Annotated in this window: 16 protein-coding genes; 8 read left to right on the top strand and 8 right to left on the bottom strand. The window is 63.2% G+C overall.

Translation table 11 applies throughout. The features are described 5' to 3' along the window. The first annotated feature begins 105 nt into the window (after nucleotides 1-105). Genes VIN30_RS07805 through VIN30_RS07795 form a run of 3 tightly spaced genes read left to right on the top strand, consistent with a single transcriptional unit; the run spans nucleotide 106 to nucleotide 4,169 of the window. Entirely contained in the window at nucleotides 106-2,886 is a 2,781-nt protein-coding gene (locus VIN30_RS07805; RefSeq protein ID WP_338210618.1) for a molybdopterin-dependent oxidoreductase, read from the top strand. A 14-nt stretch (nucleotides 2,887-2,900) separates the two neighbouring features. Continuing rightward, nucleotides 2,901-3,494 carry a 4Fe-4S dicluster domain-containing protein gene (locus VIN30_RS07800; protein WP_338210616.1) on the top strand — a complete coding sequence of 198 codons (594 nt, stop codon included), beginning with the start codon at nucleotides 2,901-2,903 and terminating at the stop codon, nucleotides 3,492-3,494. Between the two features lie 24 nt (nucleotides 3,495-3,518). Beyond that, a complete protein-coding gene (locus VIN30_RS07795) occupies nucleotides 3,519-4,169 on the top strand; it encodes a TorD/DmsD family molecular chaperone (protein ID WP_338210614.1) in 651 nt (216 codons plus the stop codon). 73 nt (nucleotides 4,170-4,242) lie between these two features. Here VIN30_RS07795 and VIN30_RS07790 read toward each other — a convergent pair whose 3' ends face one another. Beyond that, the gene (locus VIN30_RS07790) at nucleotides 4,243-5,121 is read right to left on the bottom strand and encodes a LysR family transcriptional regulator (RefSeq protein ID WP_326426479.1); all 879 of its coding nucleotides are present in this window, start codon (nucleotides 5,119-5,121) and stop codon (nucleotides 4,243-4,245) included. A 186-nt stretch (nucleotides 5,122-5,307) separates the two neighbouring features. On the opposite strand from VIN30_RS07790, the gene VIN30_RS07785 reads away from it, so the two are divergent. The 3 genes from VIN30_RS07785 (at nucleotide 5,308) to VIN30_RS07775 (ending at nucleotide 7,099) form a co-directional block, all read left to right on the top strand. Beyond that, complete coding sequence (locus VIN30_RS07785) at nucleotides 5,308-6,291, top strand: alpha/beta hydrolase (RefSeq protein WP_338210612.1); 984 nt, start codon at nucleotides 5,308-5,310, stop codon at nucleotides 6,289-6,291. A gap of 77 nt (nucleotides 6,292-6,368) precedes the next feature. Next, nucleotides 6,369-6,956, top strand: coding sequence for a DapH/DapD/GlmU-related protein (locus tag VIN30_RS07780; protein WP_338210611.1), 588 nt, complete (start codon nucleotides 6,369-6,371; stop codon nucleotides 6,954-6,956). 2 nt (nucleotides 6,957-6,958) lie between these two features. Then, nucleotides 6,959-7,099, top strand: a complete 141-nt coding sequence (locus VIN30_RS07775; RefSeq protein ID WP_338210610.1) for a hypothetical protein — start codon at nucleotides 6,959-6,961, stop codon at nucleotides 7,097-7,099. Between the two features lie 23 nt (nucleotides 7,100-7,122). On the opposite strand, the gene VIN30_RS07770 is transcribed toward VIN30_RS07775, so the two are convergent. From VIN30_RS07770 to VIN30_RS07760, 3 genes are all read right to left on the bottom strand, one after another. Next, nucleotides 7,123-7,299: a hypothetical protein gene (locus VIN30_RS07770; RefSeq protein WP_338210608.1), complete on the bottom strand. Its 177-nt coding sequence runs from the start codon at nucleotides 7,297-7,299 to the stop codon at nucleotides 7,123-7,125. Nucleotides 7,300-7,567: 268 nt separating this feature from the next. Further along, nucleotides 7,568-8,263, bottom strand: coding sequence for a CPBP family glutamic-type intramembrane protease (locus tag VIN30_RS07765; RefSeq protein WP_338210606.1), 696 nt, complete (start codon nucleotides 8,261-8,263; stop codon nucleotides 7,568-7,570). A gap of 80 nt (nucleotides 8,264-8,343) precedes the next feature. Next, on the bottom strand, nucleotides 8,344-8,670 hold the full coding sequence (locus tag VIN30_RS07760) for a heavy metal-binding domain-containing protein (RefSeq protein ID WP_326426469.1): 327 nt from the start codon (nucleotides 8,668-8,670) through the stop codon (nucleotides 8,344-8,346). Between the two features lie 282 nt (nucleotides 8,671-8,952). On the opposite strand from VIN30_RS07760, the gene VIN30_RS07755 reads away from it, so the two are divergent. Further along, nucleotides 8,953-10,659, top strand: coding sequence for an FAD-dependent oxidoreductase (locus tag VIN30_RS07755; RefSeq protein ID WP_338210604.1), 1,707 nt, complete (start codon nucleotides 8,953-8,955; stop codon nucleotides 10,657-10,659). 283 nt (nucleotides 10,660-10,942) lie between these two features. Here the strand turns inward: VIN30_RS07755 and VIN30_RS07750 are convergent, their stop codons facing one another. The 4 genes from VIN30_RS07750 to nrfD form a co-directional block, all read right to left on the bottom strand. After that, complete coding sequence (locus tag VIN30_RS07750; protein ID WP_338210603.1) at nucleotides 10,943-12,481, bottom strand: LuxR C-terminal-related transcriptional regulator; 1,539 nt, start codon at nucleotides 12,479-12,481, stop codon at nucleotides 10,943-10,945. Between the two features lie 122 nt (nucleotides 12,482-12,603). Further along, on the bottom strand, nucleotides 12,604-13,557 hold the full coding sequence (locus tag VIN30_RS07745) for a slipin family protein (RefSeq protein ID WP_338210601.1): 954 nt from the start codon (nucleotides 13,555-13,557) through the stop codon (nucleotides 12,604-12,606). Next, nucleotides 13,541-14,122 carry a GntR family transcriptional regulator gene (locus VIN30_RS07740; RefSeq protein WP_338210599.1) on the bottom strand — a complete coding sequence of 194 codons (582 nt, stop codon included), beginning with the start codon at nucleotides 14,120-14,122 and terminating at the stop codon, nucleotides 13,541-13,543. The genes VIN30_RS07745 and VIN30_RS07740 overlap by 17 nt, the downstream gene beginning before the upstream one ends. Then, entirely contained in the window at nucleotides 14,122-14,994 is an 873-nt protein-coding gene (nrfD, locus tag VIN30_RS07735) for an NrfD/PsrC family molybdoenzyme membrane anchor subunit (protein WP_338210597.1), read from the bottom strand. Before nrfD ends, VIN30_RS07740 begins: the two co-directional genes overlap by 1 nt. 125 nt (nucleotides 14,995-15,119) lie before the next feature. Here nrfD and VIN30_RS07730 point away from each other — a divergent pair, with 125 nt between their 5' ends. Beyond that, nucleotides 15,120-15,374, top strand: a complete 255-nt coding sequence (locus tag VIN30_RS07730; RefSeq protein ID WP_338210595.1) for a hypothetical protein — start codon at nucleotides 15,120-15,122, stop codon at nucleotides 15,372-15,374. The last annotated feature ends 63 nt before the right edge of the window (nucleotides 15,375-15,437 follow it).

Genomic DNA, 15,437 nt, shown 5'->3' with positions numbered 1-15,437 from the left:
AAGCCGCTTTTCAGTCTCTTCTGGTTTGCTTCCGGCGGCTGCACAATGCCCCTAGAGAGAACCGCTGCGAAAAGCAGAGCAGTGGTAACGAGAGAAGGAGGACCCATGGAGGAGATGGCAAGCAAGGGAACGCTGACGCGCCGTTCGTTCGTGGCGGCGGCCTCGGCTGGCGCGGCGGCATTGGCTGCCGGTTGCGCGCCCGAGCAGAAAATGGCCGAAACGGGTGACACCGAGGCCCATGAGTACACCGTCGACGCCGAGCTGGCCAAAGACGCGGCCGGGGCGTGGAGGCCGGTGCAGTGCTGGCTTTCCTGCGGTGGCAAGTGCCTGCTGCAGGCTTACGTGGTGGATGGCATTATCACCCGCATCAAGACCGACGACACCCATGAGGAATCGCTCGAGATGTTTCAGCAGCGTGGCTGCGTGCGCGGCCGCAGCCAGCGTGCCGCCCATGCGTCGGCGGAACGCCTGAAGTACCCCATGAAGCGCAAGAGCTGGATGCCTGGCGGCGGCGACAACGTAAATGGCGAGCTGCGCGGCGCAGACGAGTGGGAGCGTATCAGCTGGGACGAGGCCTACGACCTCATCGCCGAGGAGATGCGTCGTATCTACGACACCTACGGTGGGCGTAGCGTGCTTCACATGAGCTTCGGCCGCACGTGCATGCGCAACTTCCTTTTGGCCCCCATGGGCGGCTACGCCACCTTCGAGTTCTGCGACTCCTACGGCACGTACCTGATGTACAGCGGAAACATGGGCACGTACTTCAACCACGGCGAGCCCGGCGGATACGGCAGCAACGACCGTCTCGACCTGCTGAACGCCGACTATATCGTCTTCCAGGGCGGCAACCCTGCTTGGGCTTCGGGCGGCAGCCCCATGTACCACTTCTGGCGCGCCAAGGAGGCCGGCGTTGAGTTTGTCTATGTGGGACCCGAGTGCAACCTGACCGCCACCACCTTGGAGGCGAAGTGGATTCCCGTGCGCCCCGGCACCGACACCGACACCGCCTTCCTCTTGGGCGTGGCCTACGAGATGCTGCGTCTGGACGAGGAGCGCGGCGACATCGTCGACTGGGATTTCCTCAAACGATGCACTGTGGGCTTCGACGACACCATGATGCCCGCCGATGCTACTACCAGCGAGAATATTAAGGGCTACATCCTGGGCGACTACGACGGTACGCCGAAGACGCCGGAGTGGGCTGCTGAAATCTGCGGCGCCGAGCCGGCCGATATCGCTTGGCTCGTCGAGGTGATGGGAAAGAACAACGCCGTTACCTGGCTGTACGGCTACGGCGCGTCCCGTTGCAACGGCGCTGAGAACCTGCTGCAGATTCAGGAAACGGTGTGCTGCATGGGCGGCCATCACGGCAAGCCCGGTCATTCCGGTGCTCCGCAGTACCACTTCTTCGCGGGCAACGATGGCCCCGACTTGGTGGTGCTGGGCGATCCGTATCCGGCGGGCAAGGCGGTGGAGCCGCCGGCGAACCCCGTGGACGACGTTATTCTGCACAACTACGTGTGGCAGGCTGTGAACACGGGCAAGTACACCTGGTTCGGCAGCGTGGTGGATTACGGCAACGGCAACTCCGCCATCCAGCAGGCCGAGGAGCGCGAGATTGACATCCGCATGATCGTGAACGATTTCGGCAACCCGCTTACGGTGCGCTGCAACACCAATGAGGGCATCAAAGCCTTCCGCAAGGTGGATTTCGTGCTTGACCTGGCGCTGGTGTTCAACCCCACGGCCCAGTACTCCGACATCGTGCTTCCCGTGCTGACCAACTGGGAAGATCCCAACGGCGACGACTATCATCTGGGCCAGCAAAACCGCGACATCGCGCTGTGGCAGCAATTCGGTGTGGTGAACCCCTACTTCGAAGGTAAGTCCGACCGCGAGATCGTATACGACCTGGGCAAGCGCCTCGGTTTGGATTCTGATGCGTACTTCCCGTACACCGGCGCGGAGCAGCACTTGTACCGTCTCATCAACGCCACGGTGATTAAGCCCGGCGAGGGCACGAACGCCGACGCCAAGGCCGCCTCGATGACTCCTGGCACGGGGGATGCCGTTGAGAGCAACGACGTGATGATGCCGCTGGTGACCATCACCCAAGAGGACATCGACAAGCACGGCATCCGCGATGTGGAACCGCAGGAGGGCTTGGTCTCCCTCGACGAGATGGTCGAGAAGGGCATCTATCAGGTGTGCCGCGAGGTGGGCGACAACCTCGGTTACATTGCCTACGAGGACTTCGTGCGCGATCCCGAGGCCAATCCCCGCAGCTCCGCATCGGGCAAGATCGAGTTGTACTGCCAGGCCAAGGCCGATATCTTCCCGAAGCTCGGTTGGCAGGACGAAAACGATCCGGTGAAGCCCTACGCCAACTACCTTCGCCCGCTCTACGGCTACGAGGATTCCTTCGCCGACTGGGAGGCAAAGGAGAAGGGCGCCTATCCCATTCAGGTGTTCAACGGTCACTACCTGCGTCGCTCCCACAGCTCCTTCGACTCGAACAGCTATCTGCGCGAGGCCTTCGCGAACCCCGTATTCATAAGCGCCGCCGACGCTGCCGAGCGCGGCATTGAGACTGGCGACTGGGTGCGCGTGTTCAACGACGCCGGCTCCATCATCCGTCAGGCCTCGGTGGTCGAAATCATGATGCCGGGTGTGGCGAATACCATGCACGGTTCGTGGATCGAGATGGACGACGAGGGCAACTCCGTGAACGGCGGTACCAACCTGCTTATCGATTCCACCACGTCGGCCGGTGCGCAGCAGGGTTACAACACGCGCCTGTGCCAGATTGAGAGGTGCCCTAAGCAGGACTACTTGGCTGACGTCGAGCGCCCGGTTGTGCTGCCCGCCGGCATCGAGGATTAAGAGAGGAGACGATCATGACTCTGGGATTCTACTTCAACGAGCGTGCTTGCAGCGGCTGCCGTGCCTGCCAGACGGCCTGCAAAGACCGCAACGATCTTGCTGCCGGCGAACTGTACCGCCACGTGGGAACGTATCAGACGGGCACCTTCCCCAACGCCACCATGTACCACTACTCCAAGACCTGCAATCACTGCGATAACCCAGCTTGCGTGGAAGCCTGTCCCACCGGCGCCATGTACAAGGATGCCGACGGCGCCGTGCAGCATGATGACGAGCTGTGCATCGGCTGTGGGAGCTGCGCCAACAACTGCCCCTACGAAGTGCCCATCGTGAAGGAGGCCGAGAAGCTGGCCGGCAAGTGCGACTCGTGTAAGCCCTTCCGCGATGCGGGCCTGAATCCGGTGTGCGTCGACGCGTGTAACATGCGCGCCCTGGAGTTCGGCGATCTGGACGAGCTGCGTGCCAAGCACGAGGGCGAAGTCCAGATGGTGGGCGAGCTCGTTCACGACATGCCCATCCTGCCGTCGTCGGAGCAAACCGGGCCGAACACTCTCATTAACCCGAAGCCCGCGGCGCTCGCCGACGACTTCGTGGAAGTGCTGCTGTAGGAAACGCTGGGGAAGGGGATTGCGATGAACGAGGACATGCTGGCGGCACGCCACTACCTGTACCGAACGTTCCAGTGCCTTTTGGGCAACGATCCGCGAAGCGATGGGCGGGCCGAGCTGGATGCAGAACTTGTTGAGGAAGCTTGCGCTATCGCTGGCACTGATGGGGCAAAGCTTGCCCGCTTGCTTGGTGAGACCTACGGTTCCAAAGCGCGCCGCGAGCAGCTGGCAAGCGAGTACGCCGCAACGCTCGTGGGCCCCGGAGCGCTTCCGTCGCCTCCCTGGGAATCGGCGCAGCTGTCCAGCGACGGAGGCCTGTTCACGCCGGTGACGCTTACGGTGCGCAACGCCTATCGCGCCCAAGGGCTCCTTCCCCAGCAGTATCCCTCCGTGGCCGATGACCACATTGCCTTGGAGTGCGGTTTTCTAGCCGAGCTGGCCGGTCGGACTCTTAGCGCCTGCAAAGCCCATGACGCCGAGCGTTGTACCGAGGCTTTGGAGGCGAGCCGGTCGTTCATTAAGGCCCATCCGCTGCGTTGGGCACCGTGTTTCGCTGAGAAGCTGAGCAGCGAGAAGGCGCCTTTCTATCGAACGGTGGCCGAGTCGCTCGTCGACTTTCTGAAAGTTGACGCATCATGGCTGGACGAACGGGCGCTGTCGAGAGCGGCGGCCTAAACCATACCCTCCCTCTTTGGGGCGATCGTCTTTTGACGGTCGTCCTTTGTAGGACGGGGGTCTATTGTGGTCTCTATCCCCCAAACGCCTCGCGCACCTGGCGGCAGAACCGCTCGGCAATGGGAGTGAGGGGGCGGCCGCGCTTCCAGGTGAAGTAGAGGTCGGTGTGCAGAGGCGGCTCGAGTGGGCGGAACACCAGGCCGCTGCCCGGGCCCGTATTCGCGATGTTGTCGAAGGCGAGCAGGTAGCCCAGCCCCTCGCGGGCGAAGACGGCGCCGTTGTAGGCCAGGCCGAAGGAGGCCTCGCGGGTGAGCCCGCTCATGGCGCGGCCCGCCCAGCGGGGGATGTCGTGCGCCCACGATTGGTCGGAGCAGAACAGCGGCAGCCCCTTCAAGTCGGCGGGCGTTACAACCTTCTGCTTGGCCAAAGGTGCGCTTTTCGCCATAACGACGCCCCAGCGCTCGTGGTCGGGGAACTTCACGAACTCGTAGCGGGTGCGGTCGGGCAGCTCGGCCAGCACCACGAAGTCCATGATGCCGGCGTCCAACTTGTCCAGTACCTGGCGCGTGGTGCCGCTGTCCACGTGGTAGGTCAGGTGCGGGCAGCTCTCGCGCAGGCGGGCGATCTCGCGGGCGAGGTACTTGATCTGGAAGGACTCGGCCAGGCCGAAGTGCAGCACGCCGCCGGTGATGTTGTCCAGCGCGGTGAACTCCTCCTTCACCTTGTCCGCCATGGCCACCAGGCCCTCCGCTCGCTCGCGCAGCAGACGCCCCTCCTCGGTAAGCGCGATGCCGAAGCCCTGGCGCACGAACAGCTTCTGGCCCAGCTCCGTTTCCAGGGCCTTGATCTGCTTGGAGAGGGTGGGCTGAGTAAGGTGCAGCTTCTCGGCCGCCCGGGTCATGTTCTCCTCTTCGGCCACCACGAGAAACGATCTCAGCTCACGCAGTTCCATGGGTGCTCCAAAACATTCCAATAGAGAATAGTAGATATGAAATTATACCATTAGCGGAATGAAAGAAGTCGCCGCATACTGGACGTTGCAAACAGAAAACGGAAGGCGAGTGACGCGCGCTGCGCAACTGAAAGACAACGCGCGGTTGGATGCCCGCCCCGCAACGCCAAGAGCAAAGGAGCCCTCATGACCGCACTCGAAACGACCCCCATCTGGGACAAGGTGTTCCCCGAAAGCGACAAGGTGGAGCACAGCAAGATCACCTTCCACAACCGCTACGGCATCGAGCTGGCGGCCGACGTGTACAAGCCGAAGGGGGCGACCGGCAAGCTGCCCGCCATCGCGGTGTCGGGCCCCTTCGGCGCCGTGAAGGAGCAGAGCTCGGGCCTGTACGCGCAGACGCTGGCCGAGCGCGGCTTCCTCACCATCGCCTTCGATCCGTCGTTCACCGGCGAGTCCGGCGGCCAGCCCCGCTACATGGCCTCGCCCGACATCAACACCGAGGACTTCATGGCATCGGTCGACTACCTCGTGAATCGAGACGACGTGGATCCCGAGCGCGTGGGCATTCTGGGCATCTGCGGTTGGGGCGGCTTGGCCGTGAGCGCCGCATCGTGCGACCCGCGCATCAAGGCCGCGGTGGCCTCCACCATGTACAACATGAGCCGCGTGAACGCCAACGGCTATTTCGATGCCGACGACTCCGCCGAGAAGCGCAACGAGGCCCGTGCCGCCATGGCTGCCCGTCGCACGGCCGAGTACGCCTCGCGCGACTACGCCCGCGCCGGCGGCGTGGTCGATCCGCTGCCCGACGACGCGCCGCAGTTCGTGCGCGACTACCACGCCTACTACAAGACGCCCCGCGGCTACCACGCCCGTTCGCTGAACTCCAACGACGGCTGGGCTGCCATCGGCTGCGAGTCGTTCGTGAACTTTCCCTTGAACGTGTACGCCGACGAGATCGAGAACGCCGTCATGATCGTGCACGGAGATGCGGCCCATTCCTTCTACTTCGGCAAGGACACCTACGACCAGCTGGCCCACGGTGTGAACCCCGCGAACAAGGAGCTCGTGGTGGTGGAGGGCGCCAACCACACCGACCTGTACGACCAGGTGGACATCATCCCCTGGGACACCATCGTCGAGTTCTACCAGAAGTATCTGGCGTAAGCGCGCGAAGGCGCGGCAGCAGCAAGTGAGGGACGGGGCGTCTTGCGGGCGCCCCGCTTTGTTGGAAGGGAGTTGGCATGGAACTTGACGAGTATTTGGAGCGCCTGCGGGCAGGCGAGCGCGTGGAAGGCTGGTCGGATCTGCACCGCATGATGCACGGCGTGAGCCAGGAGGCCATCCGCATCTGCATGGAGATGAACAACGCCTACCACACACCCGAGGAGCTGGCCGCGCTCATGGCCGAGCTGACCGGACGTCCCGTTCCCGAGGGCTTTGGCCTGTTTCCGCCTTTCAACAGCGATTGTGGCAAGAACATCTTCCTCGGGCGCGACGTGTTCATCAACAGCGGGTGCAAATTCCAGGATCAGGGCGGCATCTACCTCGGTGACCGCGTGTTCATCGGGCACAACGTAGTGCTGGCCACGTTGAACCACGATCTGAACCCGGTTCGCCGCGCCGACATGGACCCGGCGTCCGTGCGCATCGGTGACGACGTGTGGATCGGCGCGAACGCCACGGTGCTGCCCGGCGTTACCATCGGGAACGGCGCCGTGGTGGCCGCCGGCGCCGTGGTCGCCTGCGATGTGCCGCCGCTGACCGTTGTCGGCGGCGTGCCGGCCCGTGTCATCAAGCAGATTGAGGTGGAAGACGGCGGGGTAGCTTGAGAATGGGGCAGCTTGCCTGCGGTATCGTCTTCTACAAACCCCGCGATACGGGCTACTCCTACATCCGCCTCGGAACGGTGGAAAACCCGGAAGGCCTGGCAGAAGCAGTGGGGTTGGGGACGGCGAACATCCGCTTTGAGTAGCCCTGCTCGGTGATCTGCCCCGACTACTTCTCCGCCATGTCCGTAAACCTATCGCCGTCGACGAAGCGGTCTGCCGCCGCGCCCTCCCGCTGGAGCGCCCCGACTACGAGGACGGCATCATAGCGGCGGCAGCCGAGATCGAGCAGATCGAGTGCGTCGTCACGAGGGACGACGGCGCCTTTCGTGACTTGGGTGTTCATCGCGTGAGCCCCCTCGAGTTCATCAAGGAGCGCGGCACGGAGGTCGTGGCGCTGTAGGGCGCGGACTGCGCACCCGCGCGTGGCAGCTGCTGGGGTAGGATGAAGGGCGATTCTCTGGAAAGGACGAATTATGGCGAAGTCTGCGGTGGTGTTTCTGGCGAACGGGTGCGAGCCTTTGGAGGTGGTGGCGCCGGTGGACGCTCTTCGCCGCGGGCATGCTCGTCGAATAGCAATCTCGCCAACGCCTGCAGGCTGGGATGTTGAGCCCCTATTCGCCTTTCAGTGCGCGCTCCATTTCCTCTTTGACGGCGTTTACGGGCGCCTCTCCGTGGAAATAGTCGGGATCGCGCAGCATTTTGCGCGCTTCGAGGGAGACGTTGCCGATATCGTACAGGGCATGGGCGACGATGACGGCGGTGAGCATGCCCGTGGCGACGTACACGGTGCCGAGCATGACGCCGAGAAGGCCCACCAGCCCAAGAGCACAGGGGCTGCGGTACTGCACGTGCATGACGGCGAATACGGCCGAGGATGCGGCTACGGCAATAGCCGCGGCTGCGGGAAAGCCCAGCGCCGGCTCGGCGATGAACATGACGACGCCGATGGCCGCGTAACGGAATCCAGCCTCTTCCACGCAACCGACGCCCACCATAACGCACGCCACTTTCCAAAGGGCAAGGCGGGGGATCTCCCCGTTCAGTCCCTGCCGTATCGCGTAGATATCTTCCCGCACGTCGGGTCGGTGCCAGAAAATCTTTTCGGCAGCGAAGGCGACAGAGAGCATTGCGCCCGCCAGAATGACGCCGACGGCCAGGGAGAGGGGCCACCCGACCGCCAAGGCCTGGGCGAGGTCGGCGGCCCAGCCGTTGGTGAGCGCCTCAATAAACGGTGTGCCGCGCAAGAGCGCGAGGATGATACAGCATGCGATGGCGATGAGGCACGTTAACAGCACCGAAGCCACCATGATTTGGGTCAGCTTCGCATCCTCTTCTTCCGGAAGAGGGTACTGCTCGCGCGCTTTCGAAAGCCAGCTCAAAGGGAAACCTAGGCGGCGGCCTCGACGGTAACGGCGGTGCCCGAGGCGCTCACCATGAGCATGTTGCCCTGGCCCAGCACTTCGTAATCGACGTCCACCCCGACGATGGCGTGGGCGCCCATGGCGGCGGCGCGCTGCTCCATCTCGGCGATGGCCTGGGTACGTGCCTGCATGAGCTCCTCCTCGTAGCCCTCGGAGCGGCCGCCCACGATGTTGCGGATACCCGCGCCGAAGTCGCGCAGGAAGTTGATGCCGGTGATGACCTCGCCGAAGACGATGCCGTAGTAGCCGGTGATGCGGTAGCCCTCGATGGCGGGGGTCGTGGTGGTGATCATGGGCGCCTCCTTAAATGTTGCGCTTCGCGGTTCGAAGATGACTTGCAGTATAGCGGAACGGCTCTCGAAGCGCCGAGATGGGCGTACGGCAAGAGCTGCTTCGGGGTGGAATTCATCAAAAACCATCTCACCCATTCTCGGGTATATTTCGCGTTTTCCCAGTTCGAACAAGGGTAAATACCCGACTGTGGGCGATGGCAGTGCGCGTGGCTCCGCCTATGCTGCAATGCGTTCGGTTCGAAAAGGGAGGGCCGAACGGAACGACTACAAGGAGGAGCCATTATGCAAACCAATCTTTCCCGTCGTGGATTTCTGACCGGCGCCGTTGCCGCGAGCGCCCTGGCCGCTATGGGCCTGGCCGGTTGCGCGCCGCAGGGCGCGGCCGAAGGCACCAAGACCGCCGATACCGGGGCGGCGACGAGCTGGCGCGATAAGCCTGAGATGCCCGCCGACATCGCCGAGACGCTGGAGGCCGACGTCGTCGTGATCGGTGCGGGCAACGGCGGCATCGTGGCCGCCACCACGGCCGCCCAGAACGGCGCGAAGGTGGTTGTGCTAGAGAAGGCTGCCGAGGTGGCAGCGGCCCGCGAGGCGGTGGGCGCGCTGAACTCCAACCTGGAGCCCGATCACAAAGAGGATGTGCCCACGCTGCTGAACCACGCCGCTATGACCCAGTCGGGCGATGCGAACATGCTGCTATACCGCACCTGGGCCGAGAAGTCTGGCGAGATGATCGAGTGGATGAAGGAGACGCTGGAGCCCAAGGGAATGCTGTTCCCGTTCGAGTGGCATTGCCCCGACGATCCGCATGCGTACTACCCGGCCATGTGCTACAACCCCTGCATCGGCGAGTACAACCCCGATGGCCCGAACTACAACTCCTACGCCCATGTGGCCGTGATGGCCGATGTGTTCACTCAGGATTTGGGCGGCGAGATTCGCTTCAATACGCCGGCGCGTATGCTCGTGCAGGACGAGTCCGGCAAGGTAACCGGCGTCATTGCCGAGGGTGAGAACGGCTACGTGCAGGTGAACGCGGCGAAGGGCGTCATCATCTGCACGGGCGGCTACGGTGCCAACACCGAGATGCTGAACGATCTGTGCCCCACGGCCACCCAGTGGTGCGGCCTGACCAGCGCCACTACCGAGGAGGGCGACGGCATTCGCATGGCCCTGTGGGCCGGTGCGGAAATGGAGCCCGGCGGCGGTGCCATGATTTGGAACCGCGCCATTCTGCCCGACGGTTTCGAGTTCTCCGACGACCGCATGGGCGGCGACATCTTCCTGCCCGGTAGCCAGCCCTTCCTGCACGTGAACATCAATGGCGAGCGCTTCATGAACGAGGACCAGTGCTATCCCATGAGCTATGCCGCTGGTGCCCAGCAGCCGGGCCACTTCTCGTGGATCGTGTGGGACGGCAACTACTGGGACGACATCGCCCAGTTCGATACCTGCGGCTGCTCGCGCCTGCACCCGGCGCCTTCCGGCACCGCCTTCAACGCCGATGTGTACGACTGCGAGGCGCTGACCAAGGAGCATCTGGATTCCTTCTGGCTGGAGCCGCGTCTGCAGAACGGCTCGCTGAAGAAAGCCGACACGCTGGACGAGCTGGCCGACATGATGGAATTCGACGCCGGCCAGAAGGCTACGTTTCTGGCCACGGTGGCTCGTTACAACGAGCTGTGCGCTGCCGGCGAGGATGTCGATTTCGGCAAGGCGGCCTATCGCCTGAGCGACGTGGAGGCCGCGCCCTTCTACGCCGCCCGCATTGCCGGTGCCCTGCTGGTGACCACGCACGGTGTGGTCACCGACGTGAACTCTCAGCCGCTGCGTGCCGACGGCTCGGTTATTGAGGGCCTGTACGTCTGCGGCAACGACCAGGGCGGCTTCTACCCGCACAACTACCCGAGCAACTTTACGGGCATCAATGCTGGTCGTACGGCCACCTTCGCCCGCATCGCCGCCAAGCACGCGCTGGGCGTGGCGTAGACTGTCGCGTTTTCCCGAGCCTGCCATCCCTCCCTTTAGCAGGCGCACGTTCAAGGGCTCTCCTTCGGGGGAGCCCGTTTTTTTGCGCGTGCGGGTGGCTGAATTGCTTGAAAATCGACGGGTAGCGTAGTTTTTCAAGGGCGGTTTCGGAATTTTAGACACAATAGCAGGATGTTTTCCCAGTTCAGAAGATCCCTGTTGCCGTTTGAATGGCCAACCGACTACGATACCCGTCGATTTCAAAGCAATTCGGGCTCAGGGGGCCTCGATGGCCATGGGCAATCTAGCTGCGCACGAGGTCGATGAGCTCCTGGCGCGAGTGCACGCCCAGCTTCGCGTAGATGTGCTTGGCGTGGGTGGCCGCCGTCTCGCGGCTGATAATGAGCTCGTCGCGAATGTAGGGGATGGAGCGGCCTTGGGCAAGCAGCGCGAACACCTCGGTCTCACGCGGGGTGAGGGCGCCTGTACTCGCGAGCTCGGCGATGTGGTCCTCGGTGGGGCGCACGTCGGCTTGGGACGACGGCGTTTCCGGCTTCGCGTTTGTTGTGGGCGCTTCCGGGACGGGGTCTTCGTCGTTAGTCGCTTCAAAGGCAACGGACGGGAAATCTGCGGCAGGGCTGCTTTGCTCGGGTGCGCGCAGGAAGGTGGAGTGCTCACCCATCACCAGCATGGTGACGGTGACCAGCGCCACGATGGCCCCTACGCTCAGCCAGGTGAGACCCTCGGAAGTGACCATCGTCGGCTGAAGGGCCAGCCATGTCACGACGCCCAGCAGGTCGCCGGCGTGCACGAACAGCCATCCCAAGCTGGAGGCCTGGGCCGGCGTGGCCCGCCCGGCGCACGCGTAGTTTGCGAAGTAGATTTGCGCGATCAGGCAGAAGGTGAACCGGCCTCCCAGAGAGGCGGCCACGGCTATGATGCCGCCGCTTTCGCCGAACAAGATGAGCGCAGCGAGTCCCACCACCAGCGTAGGGCACATCCAGCGGTAGAGGAAGAACATGGAAATGCGCCGCGGCCCCGATACGGCCATGACGGCCACCAATGCCATCATAAGCGCGCTGAATATCAGAATGACCTGCAAGGGCGTGCCGTCGAGACGTCCTTCGTACATCATGCCTGCGATGCTGACGATGGCGAATACCGCCATGATACCCAATCCCGTACGTCCCAGGCCAGCCAGGGGCTGATGGGCGCTGGCGTGGGGCGCGGCGCGATTCGCCCGGGCCAGATGCGTTTCCGCTTGGGCGGCATGGGGCGTCCATACCAGTTTGAAGCAGAGGCCCGACAGCAGGGGGAACATCGAGGTGACCGCTGTGGACACCCAGCCGCCCATGGCCGACACCAGCAGCACCAGCAGAGCTGCCGACACTGCCGACGCGGGCGCGAGCAATTCCGCTCGGTCACGGGAAATGACGGCGTAGTATTCGCCCCACATCACCCACATCAGCGCGCTGCCGACACCCGTGGTGACTGACCCCGCTGCGAAGAGCACGGCCGCAAGCGTGGGATCGGCGGGTGCGATCAGCATGAGCGGCGTGCTGATCGCGGTAAGCACGGGTGCGATAACGATGAGCTGCCGGTGCGTGGTGGGCGCGCCAACGTGGGGCTCGGCGATCACGATGGTGCCCAGGGTGGCCACCGATGCCGCCAGGGGCAGCGCAGCGTAGTAGAGCGCCAGGCCAAAGGGCCGTTCGCCCTCGACGATGCCGGTCTCGGCGCCGCCGGCGGCATTGGTGTAGAACACGCAGAACACCCAGGCAAGCAGAAACGCCCAACCGAGCTGACGCAGAGGCACGAACTCTTTGATTTCGCGATCGAACATTACCCTCCCTCCCAAATGTCCCCATTGTACCCGATGGGCGCGGCGGCCGCTTTGGCGGCCTGGGGTCTTCGGATGGGCACTCTGTTGCGAACTAGCCGCCCCGTCGCACGCTTCTTCGCCAGCTATTTCTCCGTTATGTCGGTGAAGCCGTCGGCGTAGGCTGTGGGTACGACGAGCGACGACTTGGCGTCTTTCATGGATTCGTTCACCAGATGCATTTGGCGTAGTTTGAAGGCCATCTCGTCTTGGCGGTACAGCTCGGTGGCCTCCAGCAGCATGGCGGCGATGTCCTTCTCTACCTCGGCGAGCACCACGCGGGCGTCGCGCTCACGCTCGGCCTTGGCCTCGGCGGCCATGGATTGCTGCAGGTCTTTCGGGATGACGATGTCGCGAATTTCCACAAATAGAATGGACACGCCCCAGGTGCTCGTTTTCTCCTCGATGGCTCGGCGCAGCTCCTCGTCAAGCTGCACGCGGCGCATGGCCACATCGGCCACGTCCTTGCGGCCGATGGCGTCGCGCAGAGCCGTCTGGGCCGCCATGGCCACCGAGTCGTAGTAGTCCTCCACTTCCAGGCAGGCTTTCTTCGCATCCCAGACAATCCAGAACACGGCGGCGTCCACGTTGATGGGCACCAAGTCGGCAGTGAGAGTTTCCTCGGCGCCGAAGCCGGTGAGCATCACGCGCTGGTCGGCGCGCAGGGCAATATGGTCCACGAAGGGGATGGTGAGGTAGATGCCCGGTCCCGCCGTGCGGCTGTAGTTGCCGAAGCGCAGGATGACCACCTTTTCCCATTCGGGGGCAATGCGCACAGTGAACACGGCCAGCACCGCTATGGCAACGGCTGCGCAGATGATGTAGATGTCGATGCCGCCGGTGGCTGCCAGCCCAATACCGCCTACGGCTAGGAACACTCCCACGAACAGGGCGGCCGAGAATACGATGGGGGCGTTTTCGTCAGTGTGCTTGGTTTTGGGCGAGTTGTAGCGCTCGATGCGCGGCGCGTCTCCCAGCTTGGCGTCGGCATCGCGCGTCCGCCCCTCGCGACGGTCGGCGCGATCAGAACGTCTTGCCATAGTAGCCCCTCTTCTCGTTGGCGACGGTGGCGGCCTCGTCGGCCTTTGCCTGCACAATATCGGTGAGGCGCCGTTGGATGTCGCGGTAGGAAAGACCCAGGGCTCGGTATTCCTCTACGCATTGCTCGGCCATGGCATCCACGGCGTTCTCGGGGGAGTCGTCCACGGTGACGCTTTTTTGGACGTACATGCCTCGCCCGCGTACCGACACGATGAGGTTGCTGGACTCCAGGTCGCGGTAGGCTTTGGTCACGGTGTTGTAGTTCACTCTGGCTTCGGCCGACAGGCTGCGCAGGCTGGGCAGCTGTTCGCCGGCTTTGAAGTAGCCGGTGCGGATGAGGTGGGCCAGGCGGTTGCGCAGCTGCACCCACAGTGGCAGATCCGACGATTCGTCGATGGCGAACAGGGCCTCGTCGGCGTCTTCACGGGGCGCCGCGTCGGCGCGCTGCGCATTGCGCGTGGGTGCGCCTTCCCGTCCCGCGGGGGGCACCTCGCGCACGGTGTCGGCGCGGTTCGGTTCCGCGGCATCTCGCTTGGCGTTGGCCAGGTCGTACATAGTTTCCATTAGTGCACCCCGCAGACTATGATGACGAAACGAAGGCAGCAGGCCCCGATCAGGCACACGAAATCCGAAACGGGAATCATGCGACAGTCCTTTCGGAGCAGCGCGTACAACTCAAGAGCGAAGGGTATCACAATTCCTAACCCGATCACTCCGATTATTGCCGTGGGAAGCATCTCGGGCGACAGGATGAGCGCCAGGGCATCGGCGGCTTTCGGGTTGGCTGCCGTAACGGCCAGGAAGGCTCCTAGGCAGCCCAGCTCCAGGACGAGGCAGGCCAAATGGCAGCGCTGGAGGGGGCGCGTTGCGCGCAGCAGATAGGTTTGCCCCTGCACGAAGTAGTCGATGAGCAGCACGGTGGAGATGCCCGACGACAATGCAGAGAAGAAGAACAGCCCGACGAGCGTGGCCGTATGCCAAAGCGGTACGCCGATATTGCTGTTGAGGAACACGCCGGTGTAGGCCATGACGGCCACCGAGCAAATGCAGCACAGCACTTCGATCACGCGTTTTACGCGGCCAGTGAAAATGCTGAGGTGGAACAGGTTCGCCAGGGTGAGCAGGATGCCCAGGACAAGTTCGCAGGCGAGCACCACCGCACCGAAGGTGAGCACCGTGGGGCGCGGGATAAGGAAGATGAGCAGGGCCCGGTCGGGCATTTCCAAATCCCACCACAGGCAGATCATAGACAGGGCCAGGATGGCTGTGGCGGTCGGGTACACCACCGCCTTCAATGTGCGAAATGCCGTGCGCAGCCGGTCGGAGCGGTGGGGAGGGCGCCGATGGAAGGCGAGCGACCAAGCCGCCATGACCAGGAAGGCGCCCCCTGCGGCACCGCCCAAGAACAGATAGGCTATGATCAACGTGCCGTACAACGGCGCCCCTGCCTTCCCTCACTGAATTGCTGAATGGGTAAACTATATCAGACCAGATGGGGAAATGTTACGCGCGTGCTGAAGCGCGGGGTGTTCGTTTGACGTTGCTGGCCGAGGAAGTTACAATGAAAAGCCAGGTGGTCGCCCGGGGCGACGGGCACGGCTGCCAAGGATATGGTAAGCGTCAGCCGTTCCGCGCCTCGTGGGGCGGCTTTTCGCTATCTGCGGCTAAGAGCCATCAGAAGCATCAGCAGGAAACAAGCAATCTCCAGCAGAAGGATAGTCTCATTCATAACGATCACCTCCCGCCTGTGCGAGGGCTGCGCCGTTATGTCCACCTGACCTTGTTTTATTCTACCATGGTTTACCTCTATTTATAGTACAAATGTTTGATATATTTTGAAACAAAAGAAGATAGCCGACCAAATTACTTCACGTTTACT

It is taken from the genome of Adlercreutzia wanghongyangiae, from assembly GCF_035989245.1.
GTDB lineage: Bacteria > Actinomycetota > Coriobacteriia > Coriobacteriales > Eggerthellaceae > Adlercreutzia > Adlercreutzia wanghongyangiae.
This window is presented reverse-complemented; position numbering and strand designations above follow the sequence as displayed.

Excerpts from the sequence above, each read along its gene's own strand:
- VIN30_RS07805 (WP_338210618.1), top strand. The coding sequence starts at position 106 with ATGGAGGAGATGGCAAGCAAGGGAACGCTGACGCGCCGTTCGTTCGTG.
- VIN30_RS07800 (WP_338210616.1), top strand. The coding sequence starts at position 2,901 with ATGACTCTGGGATTCTACTTCAACGAGCGTGCTTGCAGCGGCTGCCGT.
- VIN30_RS07740 (WP_338210599.1), bottom strand. The coding sequence starts at position 14,122 with ATGGAAACTATGTACGACCTGGCCAACGCCAAGCGAGATGCCGCGGAA.
- VIN30_RS07760 (WP_326426469.1), bottom strand. The coding sequence starts at position 8,670 with ATGATCACCACCACGACCCCCGCCATCGAGGGCTACCGCATCACCGGC.
- VIN30_RS07765 (WP_338210606.1), bottom strand. The coding sequence starts at position 8,263 with ATGGTGGCTTCGGTGCTGTTAACGTGCCTCATCGCCATCGCATGCTGT.
- VIN30_RS07775 (WP_338210610.1), top strand. The coding sequence starts at position 6,959 with ATGGGGCAGCTTGCCTGCGGTATCGTCTTCTACAAACCCCGCGATACG.
- VIN30_RS07785 (WP_338210612.1), top strand. The coding sequence starts at position 5,308 with ATGACCGCACTCGAAACGACCCCCATCTGGGACAAGGTGTTCCCCGAA.
- VIN30_RS07790 (WP_326426479.1), bottom strand. The coding sequence starts at position 5,121 with ATGGAACTGCGTGAGCTGAGATCGTTTCTCGTGGTGGCCGAAGAGGAG.
- VIN30_RS07755 (WP_338210604.1), top strand. The coding sequence starts at position 8,953 with ATGCAAACCAATCTTTCCCGTCGTGGATTTCTGACCGGCGCCGTTGCC.
- VIN30_RS07745 (WP_338210601.1), bottom strand. The coding sequence starts at position 13,557 with ATGGCAAGACGTTCTGATCGCGCCGACCGTCGCGAGGGGCGGACGCGC.
- VIN30_RS07770 (WP_338210608.1), bottom strand. The coding sequence starts at position 7,299 with ATGAACACCCAAGTCACGAAAGGCGCCGTCGTCCCTCGTGACGACGCA.
- VIN30_RS07730 (WP_338210595.1), top strand. The coding sequence starts at position 15,120 with ATGAAAAGCCAGGTGGTCGCCCGGGGCGACGGGCACGGCTGCCAAGGA.
- VIN30_RS07795 (WP_338210614.1), top strand. The coding sequence starts at position 3,519 with ATGAACGAGGACATGCTGGCGGCACGCCACTACCTGTACCGAACGTTC.
- VIN30_RS07780 (WP_338210611.1), top strand. The coding sequence starts at position 6,369 with ATGGAACTTGACGAGTATTTGGAGCGCCTGCGGGCAGGCGAGCGCGTG.
- VIN30_RS07750 (WP_338210603.1), bottom strand. The coding sequence starts at position 12,481 with ATGTTCGATCGCGAAATCAAAGAGTTCGTGCCTCTGCGTCAGCTCGGT.